At 70.0% G+C, this 13,445-nt stretch carries 16 protein-coding genes; 4 read left to right on the top strand and 12 right to left on the bottom strand.

Going from position 1 to position 13,445, the window contains the following annotated elements; all coding sequences use genetic code 11:
• Window positions 1-2 precede the first annotated feature (2 nt).
• The 9 genes from FL344_RS10170 to FL344_RS10130 all read right to left on the bottom strand — a co-directional run bounded on the left by FL344_RS10170 (window position 3) and on the right by FL344_RS10130 (window position 6,709).
• Window positions 3-518 (bottom strand): SgcJ/EcaC family oxidoreductase, encoded by a 516-nt coding sequence (locus FL344_RS10170; protein WP_141618375.1) that lies wholly within the window; start codon window positions 516-518, stop codon window positions 3-5.
• 85 nt (window positions 519-603) lie between these two features.
• On the bottom strand, window positions 604-795 hold the full coding sequence (locus FL344_RS10165; RefSeq protein WP_141618374.1) for a hypothetical protein: 192 nt from the start codon (window positions 793-795) through the stop codon (window positions 604-606).
• 96 nt (window positions 796-891) lie between these two features.
• Window positions 892-1,296 carry a hypothetical protein gene (locus FL344_RS10160; RefSeq protein WP_141618373.1) on the bottom strand — a complete coding sequence of 135 codons (405 nt, stop codon included), beginning with the start codon at window positions 1,294-1,296 and terminating at the stop codon, window positions 892-894.
• 171 nt (window positions 1,297-1,467) lie between these two features.
• Entirely contained in the window at window positions 1,468-1,956 is a 489-nt protein-coding gene (locus FL344_RS10155) for an Hsp20/alpha crystallin family protein (RefSeq protein WP_141589867.1), read from the bottom strand.
• 144 nt (window positions 1,957-2,100) lie between these two features.
• Entirely contained in the window at window positions 2,101-3,357 is a 1,257-nt protein-coding gene (locus FL344_RS10150; protein ID WP_141618372.1) for a hydroxymethylglutaryl-CoA synthase family protein, read from the bottom strand.
• 49 nt (window positions 3,358-3,406) lie between these two features.
• Complete coding sequence (locus tag FL344_RS10145) at window positions 3,407-4,444, bottom strand: alcohol dehydrogenase catalytic domain-containing protein (RefSeq protein ID WP_141589869.1); 1,038 nt, start codon at window positions 4,442-4,444, stop codon at window positions 3,407-3,409.
• 47 nt (window positions 4,445-4,491) lie between these two features.
• On the bottom strand, window positions 4,492-5,232 hold the full coding sequence (locus FL344_RS10140; protein WP_011554268.1) for a CoA-transferase subunit beta: 741 nt from the start codon (window positions 5,230-5,232) through the stop codon (window positions 4,492-4,494).
• The gene (locus FL344_RS10135; RefSeq protein WP_141618371.1) at window positions 5,229-6,026 is read right to left on the bottom strand and encodes a CoA transferase subunit A; all 798 of its coding nucleotides are present in this window, start codon (window positions 6,024-6,026) and stop codon (window positions 5,229-5,231) included. The genes FL344_RS10140 and FL344_RS10135 overlap by 4 nt, the downstream gene beginning before the upstream one ends.
• Window positions 6,023-6,709, bottom strand: coding sequence for a TetR/AcrR family transcriptional regulator (locus FL344_RS10130; RefSeq protein ID WP_141618370.1), 687 nt, complete (start codon window positions 6,707-6,709; stop codon window positions 6,023-6,025). Before FL344_RS10130 ends, FL344_RS10135 begins: the two co-directional genes overlap by 4 nt.
• Before the next feature lie 153 nt (window positions 6,710-6,862).
• On the opposite strand from FL344_RS10130, the gene FL344_RS10125 reads away from it, so the two are divergent.
• From FL344_RS10125 to FL344_RS10110, 4 genes are all read left to right on the top strand, one after another.
• On the top strand, window positions 6,863-8,971 hold the full coding sequence (locus FL344_RS10125) for a nitrogen regulation protein NR(II) (protein ID WP_141618369.1): 2,109 nt from the start codon (window positions 6,863-6,865) through the stop codon (window positions 8,969-8,971).
• Window positions 8,961-10,319 carry a sigma-54 dependent transcriptional regulator gene (locus FL344_RS10120; RefSeq protein WP_141618368.1) on the top strand — a complete coding sequence of 453 codons (1,359 nt, stop codon included), beginning with the start codon at window positions 8,961-8,963 and terminating at the stop codon, window positions 10,317-10,319. The genes FL344_RS10125 and FL344_RS10120 overlap by 11 nt, the downstream gene beginning before the upstream one ends.
• Before the next feature lie 123 nt (window positions 10,320-10,442).
• Window positions 10,443-10,856, top strand: a complete 414-nt coding sequence (locus FL344_RS10115) for a DNA-binding response regulator (protein ID WP_141589875.1) — start codon at window positions 10,443-10,445, stop codon at window positions 10,854-10,856.
• Window positions 10,849-11,346, top strand: coding sequence for a DUF6232 family protein (locus FL344_RS10110; protein ID WP_141618367.1), 498 nt, complete (start codon window positions 10,849-10,851; stop codon window positions 11,344-11,346). Before FL344_RS10115 ends, FL344_RS10110 begins: the two co-directional genes overlap by 8 nt.
• A 307-nt stretch (window positions 11,347-11,653) precedes the next feature.
• On the opposite strand, the gene FL344_RS10105 is transcribed toward FL344_RS10110, so the two are convergent.
• Genes FL344_RS10105 through FL344_RS10095 form a run of 3 tightly spaced genes read right to left on the bottom strand, consistent with a single transcriptional unit; the run spans window position 11,654 to window position 13,420 of the window.
• Window positions 11,654-12,646 carry a sulfotransferase family protein gene (locus tag FL344_RS10105; protein ID WP_141618366.1) on the bottom strand — a complete coding sequence of 331 codons (993 nt, stop codon included), beginning with the start codon at window positions 12,644-12,646 and terminating at the stop codon, window positions 11,654-11,656.
• Complete coding sequence (locus FL344_RS10100) at window positions 12,643-12,813, bottom strand: hypothetical protein (protein ID WP_228564921.1); 171 nt, start codon at window positions 12,811-12,813, stop codon at window positions 12,643-12,645. Before FL344_RS10100 ends, FL344_RS10105 begins: the two co-directional genes overlap by 4 nt.
• Before the next feature lie 25 nt (window positions 12,814-12,838).
• Window positions 12,839-13,420: an aspartyl/asparaginyl beta-hydroxylase domain-containing protein gene (locus FL344_RS10095; RefSeq protein ID WP_141618364.1), complete on the bottom strand. Its 582-nt coding sequence runs from the start codon at window positions 13,418-13,420 to the stop codon at window positions 12,839-12,841.
• Window positions 13,421-13,445: the final 25 nt, after the last annotated feature.

Here is a 13,445-nt window from a genome sequence, read left to right as displayed (position 1 = left end):
CATCAGGGCGTCTGGGGCGCGGCCGCCTGGGGCCTGGGCTTCACGTCCGTGTTCTGGCCGGCCAGGATTTGCCACTGCCCGTTCACGTGCTTCATCACGTACCGCATCTGCGTGCGCAGCACGCCGGGCTCGGTGTCCTGGACGCCAGGGGGCAGGCCGAGATGGCCCGTCACCTCGTGCGTGGTGTCGACAATGGCCAGGTCATCCTGGATGAACTGGACCTTGCGCACGGTGACCTGGCTCTGGCTGCCCTTGAAGATGGTGGCGAAGATGCCCGCGTGGCGCTCCTGGATTTCATCGCGGCCTTCGAAGATGGTGCCCACGATGTTGATGAAGGCCGCGTCCGGGGCGAAGTCCTTGGACCAGGCCACCGCGTCCTGGCGGTTCCAAGCCTCCGTCTGGTCATTCACGAGCTGGAGGATGTCCGCCTCCGCTGGCGCCGTGCCGGTGGTCGCGCACGCGGACGCCAGCAGGAGGAGGGGGGCCAGGAAGGAAAGGGGAAGGGCGCGGCGCATCATTGGGTAGCCTTCTTTCGGGAAAAGCCGGTTGTCGTGCCAGGTCCCATAACACGGCCGGCTTCTCCCAAGCGCCCCTCCCGGTGCCTCAGGCGTCTGGCCTGGTGGGTTTGGCGTCCTTCCCCAGCTTCTGCCGCAGGCTCAACCTCGAACTCCACATCGCTGGTGTCACCACCACGATGAGAAGGGTCAACAGCACGGTTCCGACTATCAGCTCCCAGATCATGTCCACGTCGCGACTCCTGTCGTCATTGATTTGATAAAACAGCGCATTCGGCATGGGGGCTCGATGGCGGACGTGTCCCGTTGCCACGCGCGCTGCGCGCGGGCGGTGCCAGGACAGCCGATATCGAGCGTCAACGCGGAGGCGCTCGGCTCAAATCAGCAACGTGCGGATGCGGAGGAAGACAGGGAGGCCCTGACCGGGAGGTGCGTCCCTTCGCGCGAGGGAAGGCCGTGGCCCGCTCAGGAGCGGCGGGTTGGGCAGCCAGGCGGCGGGAACGAGGACGGTAGGGGCTTGGATGAAGGGGGCGTAACTGGCGGAGCCCGCTTCGGTGGGGGCGGGCAAATCCCAGTGTGGCGCTTCGCAGCATTGCGCGTGCAGGACCGGAAGCCCCTGGTCCGCCGCCTCCGAGTGCACGGCCCCGTGGGGGCACTCGCACTTGGGGGCCCGTGAGTGGACCTGCTTCTCGCAGTAGTGCCCGAGCCCGCCCGCGCCACTGGCGACAGCCTGCCAGAGGAGCAACAGCGCGAGCGCGAGGAGCCGCGAAAGTCCAGACACGATGTCCCGTGTATATGCCGCGACTGTGCGGGTCGCAATGCGCGGACGCCTCCGGGCGACCCTTGCCACCCGAAGCGCGGGTGTCCGGAGGCGTCCATCCCGTTGTTTGCCTTAAGGCGCCGATTCGCCGGGCTCACCCGGAGGGGCCCCCGGGTTGCTCAGCGAAGTGGCTCAGGCCTTCGCCTTGTCACTGCGTTCGCCACCGCCGACCTTGATGCGCTTGGGCTGTTCCTCGGACTTCTTGGGGATGCGCACGTTGAGGACGCCACTCTTGAAGTCCGCCTGGACGTCGTCGGCATTCACGCCTCGGGGGAGCGTGAAGGTCCGGCTGAACGAGCCATAGTTGCGCTCGTAGGCGTAGTAGCGGTCGCCTTCGTCGCGGCGCTCTTCTTCCCGCTTGCCGCTGATGGTCAGCCGGTTCTCCGCGAGGGTGATTTCCAGGTCCTTCTCCTCCACGCCGGGGACATCGGCCTTGAAGATGAAGGCATCCTGGGTCTCCTTCACCTCGAAGTCGGGCACGAAGCCGCCTTCCCGTGTGCCCTGGGGGCCGAGCATCCGGCCGAGGTCGAATCCCAAGAGCTCCTGCATGCGCTCGAAGGGGTCCCAGCCGCGCGGGGCTCCCAGCATGCCTCCGCCTCTGCGGGCAGGTAGGTCCGCCATGATTCCGTCTCCTTTCAGCCGTGCCCCGTTCGTCGAGGCAGGGGTTTCGAGATTCACGGTAGGGAGACGGCGGCGGAAGGGGAGGCACCGGGAAGCCTGCCGGTGCCTCGTCACGCGTCTGGGATGGGCGCCCGGCGCCCTGCGTCAGTTCCCTTCGGCGTACTGGCGGCGGTGGTCGCGAATCTCCGTCAGCCGGAAGGCACCGGGCGGCGGGGCCACGGCCTCGGGGGCATCCGCCGGCAGCTTCATCAGGCGCTCGTATTCCTCGATGGAGACGCGCTCGCGCCGGGCCAGCACGCCCTCCAGGTCCGCCTTCGCCATCCGCTCGGCGGCCCTCTCGCCCACCGTGCCGGAGTAGAATTCGGCCGCGCAGCCGCTGCCGTAGGACAGCAGGCCCATTCGCTGTCCCGCCAGCGCGCCGGCCTCGCGGTGCAGCAGGCCCGCCAGCGCCAGGTAGAGGGACGCGGTGTACACGTTGCCGATGCGCGAGTTGAGTCCCAGTGAAGTCGCCACCTGGGCGTCATAGCTGGCGGCCGACTTCGCCTGCGCCTCCCGCGACTCCGCCGTCGACGCCGCCGCGTCCGGCGCATCCTCCAGGTCGCACAGGCGCAGTTGGGTGTGCGCCTTTCGGGCCATCTTGCAGAAGGGCACGTGGTAGGCGATGCGCGCCAACTGTTCGCCAGGCAGCGCGTCCGACCAGCGGACCAGGCCCGCCGCCAGGGCCTTCTCGCGCCAGCCCCGGTAAGCGCCGGACAGGGCCTCCAGGTAGCAGGTGATGGAGTAGTGCCCGTCCACCAGCGCCTCCCGCCGGCCCACGGGCCGCCAGAAGTCATACACGTCCATGGTGCACACGCCGTTGAGGCCCACGTCCATGGCGAGCAGGTCGGGTTGCTCGGAGACCAGCAGCGCCACCGCGCCGCCGCCCTGGGTGGGCTCGCCCGCGGTGTTCAGTCCGTAGCGCGCGATGTCCGAACACACCACCACGGCCACCTTGCCCGCGCCCGCGCCGGACGCAATCCACTCCACCGCCGCCATCAACCCGGCGGTGCCGCCGTAACAGGCGTGCTGCGTGTCATAGGTCCGCATGGTGCGCGGCAGCTTCAGCAGGCCCTGCACGTGCGAGGCGACGGGCTTCGAGTGGTCGATGCCCGTCTCCGTGCCCACCACCAGCATGCCGATGCGAGACGGGTCCACGTCCTGCTGACGGATGAGGCGGGCCGCCGCGGTGGCCGCCAGGGCCACGGTGTCCTCGCCGGGGTCGGTGACGGCCATCTCCTTGGCGCCCAGGCCCGCCGTGTACTTGGCCGGGTCCACGCCCCGTGCCCGGGCCAGGTCTTCGATGTCCACGTACCGGGACGGCACCGCGACCGCCAACGCTTCGATTCCCACGCGCTTCTTCATCGGACTCCTCGATTCCTTGTCGTGCTCTGGATTCCAGCCGCCGCTTCGCTCACGCCTCAGGGGGCACCAGCACCAGCCGGCCCGCCACCTCGCGGTTCTCCAGCCGGAAGTGGGCCTTCGCGGCCTCGGCCAGGGGCACCGCGTCCGTCACGAACTGCCGCACGCCGCCGGTGGCCGTCAGGCGCAGGGCCTCGTCCAGCTCCGCCTGCGTGGTGGCGTAGGCCCCCAGGATCTCCAGCTCCTTGACGATGACGAGCCCCGGGTTGAGCTGCACCATCCCCGACTCCAGGTTGCCCACCACCACCACGCGGCCTCCGGGCGCCATGGACTTCAGCGTCTGGTCGAACGTGGCGCTGCCGACGATTTCGACGGCCATGTCCACGCCCGCGCCCTGGGTGCGCTTGCGGACATCCGACGCGAAGTCCAGCCCGCGCGACACGATGACCTCGTCCGCGCCCGCCTCCTTCAGCGCCTGCACCTTCGCCTCGCTGGACGTCACCGCGATGACGCGCGCGCCGTCCAGCCGCGCGAGCTGCACGGAGGACAAGCCCACGCCGCCACTGGCGCCGGTGATGAGCACCGTCTCGCCCGCGCGCACCTTGCCACGCGTGCGCACCGTGTGGACGGCCGTGCCGGTGGTGCAGCACACCGTGGCCGCCTCGTTCCAGGGCAGCGACGCGGGCACCCGGCCCAGGCCGCCGACGGGGGCCACCATGAACTGGGCGTAGCCACCGGCCAGCTCCTCGCCGAAGAAGCGGTTGTCCGTCTTGCAGAGGCTGTTTCGGCCGCTGCGGCACAGGGCACAGTCGCCACACGACATGCGCTGGAGCGTCGCGGCGCGGTCGCCCGTCTTCCAGCCCGGCGTGTCCGGGCCGACTTCAATGACTTCACCCGCGGCCTCGTGGCCAAGAATCGCGGGCACGCTGGTGCGGGGCAGGTTGCCTCGGCGGTTGATGACGTCGTGGTAGCAGACGCCGCAGGCATGCACGCGCAGGAGGACCTCGCCACGCCCGGGACGGGGCATGGGCACGGTCTCCATCTTCAGGTTGCCCGCTTCACCAAAGCTGCGCAGTACGACGGCTTTCATCGGGGTGCCTCCGTGCATCTGAATTCGTGGAAGGGGAACGGCCCTGCTCAGGCGCCGACGAGCGCGTCGCGGTAGCCGTGCGGGTCGATGGCGCGTATGGCCGCCACCGTCCGGGCATCCGGCAGCGAGGTGACGGACAGCGCTTCGGAGACCTGGAAGGCGAAGCCCGTGCGCTCCGCGATGTGCTCCTCCGAGGCCCAGGGGTGTCGCGCGAGCAGCCGCGCGCCGGAAGCGCCCAGTTCGAACACGCCCAGGTCGGAGATGAGCGTCACCGGCCGGCGCGGATCTCTCGTGGTGGCGACCTGCACCTCCGGCACCAGGTTGCGGCGCGACTGGCGCGGCACCAGCAGCACCGGCCGGCGCACCCACTGCCGCAGCGTCGCGGCGCCCGCCACGCCGGGGAACTTCGTCCGCGGCTTGTCCAGGCTGCCGCTGGCCGTCATGTTGGTGCGGCCCTCGGCATCCACCTCGGCCGCACCGAAGAAGACGGTGTCCACCCGGCCGCGCCGCGCGTGGTCGAACAGGTCCGGAATGGTGATTTCCGCGGACCGGCCATCCAGGTAGCCCAGGTCCTCGGAGGAGGGCAGCAGCGTGGGAATCTCCGGATCCAACGAGCCCACGCAGGCCAGGTACGTCAGGTCCGGCGCGTGCGTCGCGCGCGCCACGGCGATGGCCAGGATGGCCAGCGGTGACGCCACGCCCGTGGCCACCACGCCGCCGTCATCAATCTGCCGCGCCAGCAGGGAGACCACGGTCTCCGCGGGGGTGATGTCCAGCGTCGCGCTCATGCCGCCCTCCGCGTCAGCACCGTTTCCAGGAACTCCGCTTCACGGCCCGTCTCCGCCAGCGACAGGTAGCGGGCCAGCATCCCGTCGTCGTGCGGGTAGAGCCCGGCGCAGCCGGTCGGCAGGGCGCCGCCGGGCGCCAGGACGATGCGGTCCACCTGGAAGCCGGGCAGGGTGGCGCGAGGCAGCTTCGCCACTCGTTCCTCCACCGTGGCAATCACCCGCTTCGCCGCGCCCGCCACCAGCAGGTCCGTGGTCGGGTCTTCCATGTAGAGGTTGCCGCGCTCGTCCGCGGCACGCGCGTGGAGCAGCGCCACGTCCGGATAGAAGGCAGGCTCCACCGCCACGCGCAGGCCGGTGAAGGGGTCCTCCACCGTGGGAGGCGGCTCCGTCAGCGCCAGCCCGGACACGTCCGCGTCCGGCGCGGGGATGAAGGGCAGCCCCATGGACGCGGCGCGCAGCCGCTGGACGACGCGGTAGCCATCATGTTCGCGCCAGGCGAGTGTGCCTTGCTCCATGGCCCGTTTGAGGCAGGGCATGGGACGCACGCGGCCCTGGAGGCTCAGCGCGCCGAAGGCAATCTCCAGCCTGCCCAGACAGCCGCCCGCCACGAGGAACTCCGCGGGCAGCGGGTTGGGGAGGGAGATGAGGCCCAGGTCGCGCTTGCCCTGCGCGATGAGCTCCATCACCAGCGCCATGGGGGCGCGACCCAGCATGAAGCCGCCGGTGGCCAGCGACGCGCCATCCGGAATGGAAGCCACCGCCTCCTCCAGCGAGCACCAACGCGCCGTCTTCATGCACCCTCCGAATCCGTGCCGGTGGCCGACACGCTCGGCACCATGCGCAACGGGGAGGGCCCTGCCTGTCCAGCGGTGTCCCCAGCGGCGGCGAAGGGCGGGAACAACATGCCCACCATGCCGTCGGCGATCTGCTCATCTGTGAGGCGCCCGTCCGGCTTGAACCACTTGTAGATCCACAGCACCATTCCCAGGAACGAGAAGGCGCCCACCGTCGGGTCCACGGGGCGGATGAGGCCCTGCTGCGAGGCCTGCGAAAAGGCCTCCTCCAGGAAGTCCACGTACTTCTTCTTCCGGGCGTCGATGAAGGCGCGCGTCTCGCCGGTGAGCGTGGCGTGCTCGTGGAGGATGATGATGACCTCCTTGCTCCACCCCCGCGTCACCAGCAGGATGTTGTGGCGCATGCACGCGCGAAGCCGCTCCACCGGATTCGCGATGTCCTGCACCCGCGAGAGGACCTGCTCCTCGAACAGGTCCATCCCGTAGTTCATGATGGCGAAGAGCAGCTGCTCCTTGTTCTGGATGTGGTGGTAGAGGCCCGCCTTCGTCATCCGGCACGCGGCGGCGATCTCCTGCATCGACGTGCCCTCGTACCCCCGGTCACAGATGAGCCGCGCCGCCGTTTCAAGGATGGCTCGGTAGCGCTCGCCCTCGTCCGGCTTCCGTCCTCCGGTGTTCGTCACGTCTGCTCCCTTCTGGAGACCTACCGACCGGTAGGTAGCAGCGCCCGACGCGGGGTGTCAATCGCCAAAGTCGGCCCCCGGGCCGGCGAGCCTCCTGATTTCCCTGCTATTTCAAGGGGTTGGGGAGGGGCTGGCGGTTAGACTCCGCGGGCCATGCGGTACGCCCTCGTCCCCATCCTGTTGCTCTGTGTCGCCCTCACGACGGTGGGGGTGGGGGTGTTCACCCTGTTGGAGCGCAACCGGGAGGCGCAGTGGCACCAGTTCGCGGTGGAGCGCCAGGCCCAGTTGGATGAGGCCACACGCGGGGTGGCGGAGACGCTGGAGGACGTGGCGGAGGACCTGCGCTTCGCCGGGGAGCTGATGTCCCAGCCCGGCACCTTGGCGGAGCACCGGCGGGAGATGCGGGCCCTGTTGGAGGCGGTGGGCCAGTACAAGGTCCTCATCGCCTACGACGCCAGCGGCAAGGAATGGCTGCGCATGTTGGACCGGCGCATGGGCAAGCAGGTGGCGCGAGCGCCCGTGCTGGCGCAGATGGCGGAGGCGGCCCGGCGGGCCCTGCTGCGGCCGCCGGGGGACGTCACGCTGTCACCTCCCATGGAGGATGGGGGCTTGGACTCGCTGCGGGTCATGGCCACGGCGCTGCCCGTGGATGAGCAAGGCCGGCCCGAGGGCGCGGTGGCGGTGCTCGTCGACACGACATCCTTCTTCACGCCGCTGCGCATCGTGACGTCGGACCCGGACGCGCGGCTGTTGCTCCTGGGCACCTATGGTCATCCGACCTCCGCCAGCGACCCCACCCTGGCGGACTGGTTCCGGCGGCTGGAGACGGAGGGCGCGTGGGTGCCGGGCTTCACGACGCTGGCGGCTCGCATGCGCGAGGGGGAGCGCGGCGCGTTGCCGCTGCGCGCGGAGGAGGCCGAGCGATTGGGCCTGGGCCGCTCGGAGGCCATCGCCGTGTTCACGCCCATCCGCGTCCGCGGTGGCAGCCATTGGGCCGCGGCCACGTTGGTGTCTACCGCGACGCTGCGATCGCATCAGCAGGCCCTCATCTGGCGGCTCCTGGCAGCGGCGCTGCTCGTGGCGCTCTTCCTGGTGACGTTCGCCGTGTACGTGGTGCTGGCGCAGCGCCGCGCGGCCGCCTTGCGAGAGAGCCGTCAGCACGCGGACCAGCTGGCGCACCTGCACGACAAGACACAGAAGATTCTCGACCACATTCCTTCTGGGGTGCTGGCGCTCACCGTGGACGGGCGCATCAGCGCGGTGAACCAGGTGCTCCGTGAGCGCATGCCTCCGGACGCCATTGGCGCGCCGTTGGAGACGGCGTTCCCCCAGGCCCCGGCACCCGTGGTGTCCCGGATTCGCGCCCTGGTGGAGGCCGCCGCGAGCGAGTCGCGCGCGCATGGCATCCTGGGAGAGACGCTGGTGCTCTTTGGCGAGGAGGGCCGCTTCAATCTCCACGCGGTGCCGCTGGAGGCGCGCCACCCGGAGGTCCAGACCTTGTTGGTGGTGGAGGACCTGAGCAACGTGCGCGCGCTGGAGACGCAGTTGCTGCGCGCGGAGAAGCTGGCCACGGTGGGTGTGCTCGCCGCCGGTATCGCGCATGAGATTGGCACGCCGCTGGGTGTGGTGCGTGGGCGCGCGGAGTACGTGCTGGGCAAGCTGGGCAAGGAACACCCGCAGGGCCCTGGCATCGCCGTCATCATCGAGCAGATTGACCGGGTGAGCCGCACGCTGCGGCAGCTTCTGGACTTCTCGCGCCTCCAGCCCACGGCGGTGCGGCCGGTGCCGCTCATCTCCCTGCTTCAGGACGTCCAGGAGTTGCTGCGCATGGAGGTGGAGCGGCGCGGGGTTCGCTTCGAGGTGACCGTTCCGGAGACGCTGCCTCCATTGGCCGCGGACCCGGACCAGCTCCAGCAGGTGCTGGTGAATCTGGCGCTCAACGCCTGCCATGCGTGTGGCGAGGGCGGGCAGGTGACGCTGTCAGCGGCGGTGCCAGAGGCGGAGCCGTGGGGGCTGGTGGCGCTCACCCTCCGCGACGACGGCTGCGGCATTCCCCGGGAGCACCTCAATCAGGTATTCGACCCCTTCTTCACCACCAAGAAGCGGGGACAGGGCACGGGACTGGGCCTGACGATGGTGGCTCACGTCGTGCGCAACCATGGTGGCCGGCTGGAGCTGGAGAGCGAGGAGGGCCGGGGCACCTGCGTCACCGTGCTCTGGCCCATCGCGAAGCCCAGCGCGGAGGAGCGGTATGTCGGTTGAAGGACGCATCCTGGTCGTCGATGACCACGTGGAGATGGGCCTCATGCTGCGAGAGCCCCTCACGGACGCGGGCTACGTCGTGGACCTGGCCACGGGCGGCGAGGAGGCCATCCGGATGGCGCGCGCACAGGCCTACGACGCGGTGCTGTGTGACTTGCGCATGGAAGGGGTGGACGGCCTGGACGTGCTGGAGGCCGTGCGGGCGCTCGACGCGGACATCCCCGTGTTGATGATGACGGCCTTCGGCGGCGTGGAGAGCGCGGTGGAGGCGATGAAGCGCGGCGCGTACCACTACTTCACCAAGCCCTTCCGCTTGGATGAGGTGCTGCTCTTCCTCGAGCGCGCCTTGAAGGAGCGCAGGCTCCAGGTGGAGAACCGGGCACTGCGGCGCGCCGCGGCCGAGCGCAGCGGGCTGGGGGCGCTGGTGGGCCGAAGCGCGGCGATGCGGAACCTCTACGAACTCATCGACCGCGTGGCCTACGCCCAGGCGGCGGTGCTGCTGCGAGGCCCGAGCGGCACCGGCAAGGAGCTGGTGGCGCGCGCGCTGCACTTCCAGGGGCCTCGCGCCTCCGGGCCCTTCGTGGCGGTCAACTGCACGGCGCTGCCACATGACTTGCTGGAGAGCGAGCTGTTCGGTCACCTCAAGGGGGCCTTCACCGGCGCTACCCACGCCCGTCGCGGCCTCTTCGTGGAGGCGGATGGGGGCACGCTGTTCCTGGACGAGATTGGCGACATGCCGCTGGAGCTCCAGGCCCGCCTGCTGCGCGTACTGGAGGACGGCGAGGTGCGCGCGGTGGGCGCCGACGGCAGCCGTACCGTGGACGTGCGCATCGTCGCCGCCACGCACCAGGACCTGGACGCCCGCGTGCGCGAGGGTCGCTTCCGCGCGGACCTGTTCTACCGGCTCAATGTCGTGACACTGCTGTTGCCTCCGCTGGCGGAGCGGCGCGAGGACATCCCCTTGCTGGTGGAGCACTTCACGGCTCGCGCCCGCGCGCGCAACCCTCGCTCCCGCATGCAGTCCCTGTCTCCGGAGGCGGTGGCCGCGCTCGCGACCTTGCCTTGGCCGGGAAACGTGCGTGAGCTGGAGAACCTGATAGAGCGGCTGGCGGTGATGGTGGCGAGCGAAGTCGTGGGGCTGGAGGAGTTGCGCCCACACCTGCCACCCGAGGCGCCGGAGGTGCAGCCCTTGGTGATGGCGCAGCACGCGCTGTGGCCCCTGCGGCGGCTGGAGGCGGAGTACATCGCGTGGATGGTGACACGCTGCGGCGGGAACAAGACGCGCGCCGCGGAGGTGCTCGGCATCGATGTGTCCACCATCCATCGCCGCGAGCGGGAGCGCGGGTAGGGGCGCGCGAGACACCGTGGTAATCCGCCAGGGACGTCTGGCGTGATGCAACGGTTCGCCCGCACGTTGCCCGGGGCTCTCGGGGTGGGGACAGCGGGCATGGGCATTGCTTGATGTTGCAACGTGAAGTCCTCGTCCATTGCCCGTGCCCTCCTGCTCGGAGGGGATGCGTCGCTCAGCTCGCTCCTGATGGACGTGCTGGCCGAGCTGGGCATCGCGCTGGAGTCGGGCGCGCCGGCTGGTGGGTGTCCGGACCTCGTGCTCGTCCACGTCGAGCGCGGTGAGAGTCTCCAGCGTCGGCTTCAGCGCGCCCGGGAGCTTTCGCCCCAGGGGCCCATCATCGTTCTGGTGCCCTTCGCCGATGAGCGGCTGATGGGACTCGCCCTGCGGCTGGGCGCCCGCGACTGTTTCGCGCTGGGCGGGCCGCTCGGTGAGCTGCGCCGCGTGTTGCTGGCCCACGTTCCAGGTCATCCGAGTTCCGTATTCATCTCTCCCGGCGGGGCCGTGCCGCCGTCCACCGAGTCGCCCCATGATTGAGCCTCTCGCCGTGTCCGCGGTGCCCGCCACTCCCGCGTTTCCGGACCGCCCGTTCGTGGCGCCGCCCGCTCCTTCCGAAGTGCCGCTCTTTCAGGATGCCGGCCTGCGGGTGACGACCGAGCGGGTCGTCGCCCGGGGCCGGACGCTGCTGCTCGCGGACGTCCAGCGGGTGGAGACGGTGCGGCGCACGCCTCGCATGGTTCCTGTGCTGGCCACGCTGGGCCTGTGCATGAGCGTGGGGCTGCCGGCCCTGTCCGCGCTGTCCGTCTCCAGCAGCACGGCGAAGGGGGTCTATGAGGCGGCGCTGATCGCCGTCGTCATGGTCATCTTCGGCTGCATCGCGCGGCTCGTGCTCGCCGAGGAGTCCTACCGGTTGGTGCTGCATACCCGCGCCGGCTCTTGGCGCGTGCGCGCGAGCAAGGATCCGAAGTCCCTCATGCTGCTCGCCGGACTCATCCAGGACGCCGTCGCGGCGCAGGGACGGCACTGAGCGAGCTCGCCGTGGCGGTTGGAGTGCCGCGGGGCTTCGTCATGCTGCTCGCCGGGCTGATCCAGGACGCCGTCGCGGGGCGAGGACGGCACTGAGCTCGCTCGCCGTGCCGGTTGGAGTGCCGCGGGGCTTCGTCATGTTGCTCGCCAAGCTCATCCAGGGCGCCGTCGCGGCATGGGGACGGCACTGAGCGAGTTCGCCGTGGCGGCTGGAGTGCCACGGGACTTCGGCCGGAGCATGGCGGTGACCACAGGCAATGCTGCACAGGCGTCCCTGGTCCGGTAGCGCCGGGCGTAGGTGTCTCGCGCTACGGCCCGACATTCCCGCGCAGGCGTTCGGCTTCCAGCGCGTCGTGGATGGGACGGCCCCATTGCTCCGCCAGGGCCCGCCCATGCGATGAGACGCGGCGAGCCTTCTCCTCCGTGTCGTCCTCGAATGGCAGCACGGGGTTCTTGGCATTTCGCTCCAGGACGTCGCGCAAGCGCGGGGTGTCCTCGGCCTTCAGCTCGAGAGCGAACAGCTCCGTGAGCACTCGCAGGCCTTCCGGCTGGAGCTGCCGGTAGTCCATCAGTCGCGCTTGGGCTGTTCGCGCGCGATACCCTTGGAGGCCCGCGTCGCAAATGGCCGCGAGGACGCGCGCACCGTACTCGTCCAGGGGCATGCCTTCGAGTTGCCCGGGATCCAGGCCCAGGTGCGCGGGGTTCAGCAGTCCCGGAAGCATGTGCGCGCCCCGGTGGTTCTGGTGCGACGCCATGACCTCGACCGGGTCCCGGTAGAGGAACATCCACGGCACGCCAGGGAAGGCGCGCTGGAGCAGCGGGAGCTCCAGGATGTGCCACGCGTCCAGCTTGAGGAACACCGCGTGCTCCTCCGGATGCCGCTGCTGTCCGAGGGCTCCCACCACCGCGCGCAGCCATTCGATGCGCTGCGCGTCCGTGACGCCTGGCAAGTACTGGTGCGCGCGCAGCACCGTGTCCACGGGGCCGGCTTCGGACAGCACGATGTGGCGCGGCAGCGCGGCCAGCAACTGCGCCACCAGCGTGGAACCGCAGCGGGACATGTGGAAGACGAGCCCGCGCACCGGCAGGCCGGGCTTCGCGGCCTGTCGTGCCACCAGTGCGTCCATGGACGTCTGATGCCGGAAGAGCAGGGCGAATGGGTGGCGGAGCCTCCGCTCCAGCGTCTCGTCGAAGAATGGGTCCGTGAATCGCTGGCCTCCCATGTGGCACCAGTCCACCCGCGGTTGTCCGCCGTCCACGTGGATGCGCGCGGGCATCCAGCCCTCGAGGTCCGGTGTCATATCCATCGCTCCCGCCAGACCCGGCGAGCGGCGCGCAGTGCTTCGTGGATGTCCTCGGCGGTGAAGTGACAGTCGTGCGCGGCGCCCAGCTCGATGGCGCGTGCCACGAAGGCCGCGGTGTCCGGAGTCTCGCGCAGTGCATCCTGGAGCGTGACGTCCTCCAGCACGCGGAGACGGAAGCATTCGAAAGCCTCAGCGCCCATTCACGGCCCGCGTGAAGACGTCTCGCAGCCAGTCATTCACATCGCAGTCCAGCACCAGATGGACGCGGTCGGTGTCGCTGGGGTTGTCCACCCGGTGGGGACGGTTGAAGTCCAGGTACCAGCACTCACCGGGCTGGAGGACGACTCGCTCGCCGCCGAGGAAGAAGGCCACGTCGGGGTGCGTGGTGATGGGGACGTGGAGCCGCACCTCGCCGTCCTCGAAACCCAGGTTGTAATCGGTGTGCTCGCGGATGCGCGCGCCCGCCGCGAGCTTCAGCAGACGCGCGGCGCCGATGGGACACTGGAACGTGGCGAGCACGGCGCGGAACGCGGGGCAGCGCGCCAGCAGGGGCGTGTCGGCGTAGCGCTCGCGCCCTGTCGGGTCCGGATAGATGCGGCCTTCCATGCCGCCAATGGAGCGCAGGGGCACACCGCTCCACTCTCCTTCGTATTCGCGCTTGTTGAAGTGGGGAACCCACGCCTCGGCGGGCAATGCCGCGAGCTCCTGCTGGAGCGGCGCGGCGTCGAAGTGGAAGGGCAGGCGGAGGCGGTCGGGCACGGGCGTCGACATGCGATGCTCCTCGTCGCGGTGAAGG

The sequence above is a fragment of the Myxococcus sp. AB036A genome (assembly GCF_006547355.1).
Lineage (GTDB): Bacteria > Myxococcota > Myxococcia > Myxococcales > Myxococcaceae > Myxococcus > Myxococcus virescens.
The sequence above is the reverse complement of the archived record's forward strand: the minus strand, read 5'-3'. Positions and strand labels throughout refer to the sequence as shown.

Excerpts from the sequence above, each read along its gene's own strand:
- FL344_RS10170 (WP_141618375.1), bottom strand. The coding sequence starts at position 518 with ATGATGCGCCGCGCCCTTCCCCTTTCCTTCCTGGCCCCCCTCCTCCTG.
- FL344_RS10165 (WP_141618374.1), bottom strand. The coding sequence starts at position 795 with ATGCCGAATGCGCTGTTTTATCAAATCAATGACGACAGGAGTCGCGAC.
- FL344_RS10155 (WP_141589867.1), bottom strand. The coding sequence starts at position 1,956 with ATGGCGGACCTACCTGCCCGCAGAGGCGGAGGCATGCTGGGAGCCCCG.
- FL344_RS10150 (WP_141618372.1), bottom strand. The coding sequence starts at position 3,357 with ATGAAGAAGCGCGTGGGAATCGAAGCGTTGGCGGTCGCGGTGCCGTCC.
- FL344_RS10145 (WP_141589869.1), bottom strand. The coding sequence starts at position 4,444 with ATGAAAGCCGTCGTACTGCGCAGCTTTGGTGAAGCGGGCAACCTGAAG.
- FL344_RS10140 (WP_011554268.1), bottom strand. The coding sequence starts at position 5,232 with ATGAGCGCGACGCTGGACATCACCCCCGCGGAGACCGTGGTCTCCCTG.
- FL344_RS10135 (WP_141618371.1), bottom strand. The coding sequence starts at position 6,026 with ATGAAGACGGCGCGTTGGTGCTCGCTGGAGGAGGCGGTGGCTTCCATT.
- FL344_RS10125 (WP_141618369.1), top strand. The coding sequence starts at position 6,863 with ATGCGGTACGCCCTCGTCCCCATCCTGTTGCTCTGTGTCGCCCTCACG.
- FL344_RS10120 (WP_141618368.1), top strand. The coding sequence starts at position 8,961 with ATGTCGGTTGAAGGACGCATCCTGGTCGTCGATGACCACGTGGAGATG.
- FL344_RS10110 (WP_141618367.1), top strand. The coding sequence starts at position 10,849 with ATGATTGAGCCTCTCGCCGTGTCCGCGGTGCCCGCCACTCCCGCGTTT.
- FL344_RS10105 (WP_141618366.1), bottom strand. The coding sequence starts at position 12,646 with ATGACACCGGACCTCGAGGGCTGGATGCCCGCGCGCATCCACGTGGAC.
- FL344_RS10095 (WP_141618364.1), bottom strand. The coding sequence starts at position 13,420 with ATGTCGACGCCCGTGCCCGACCGCCTCCGCCTGCCCTTCCACTTCGAC.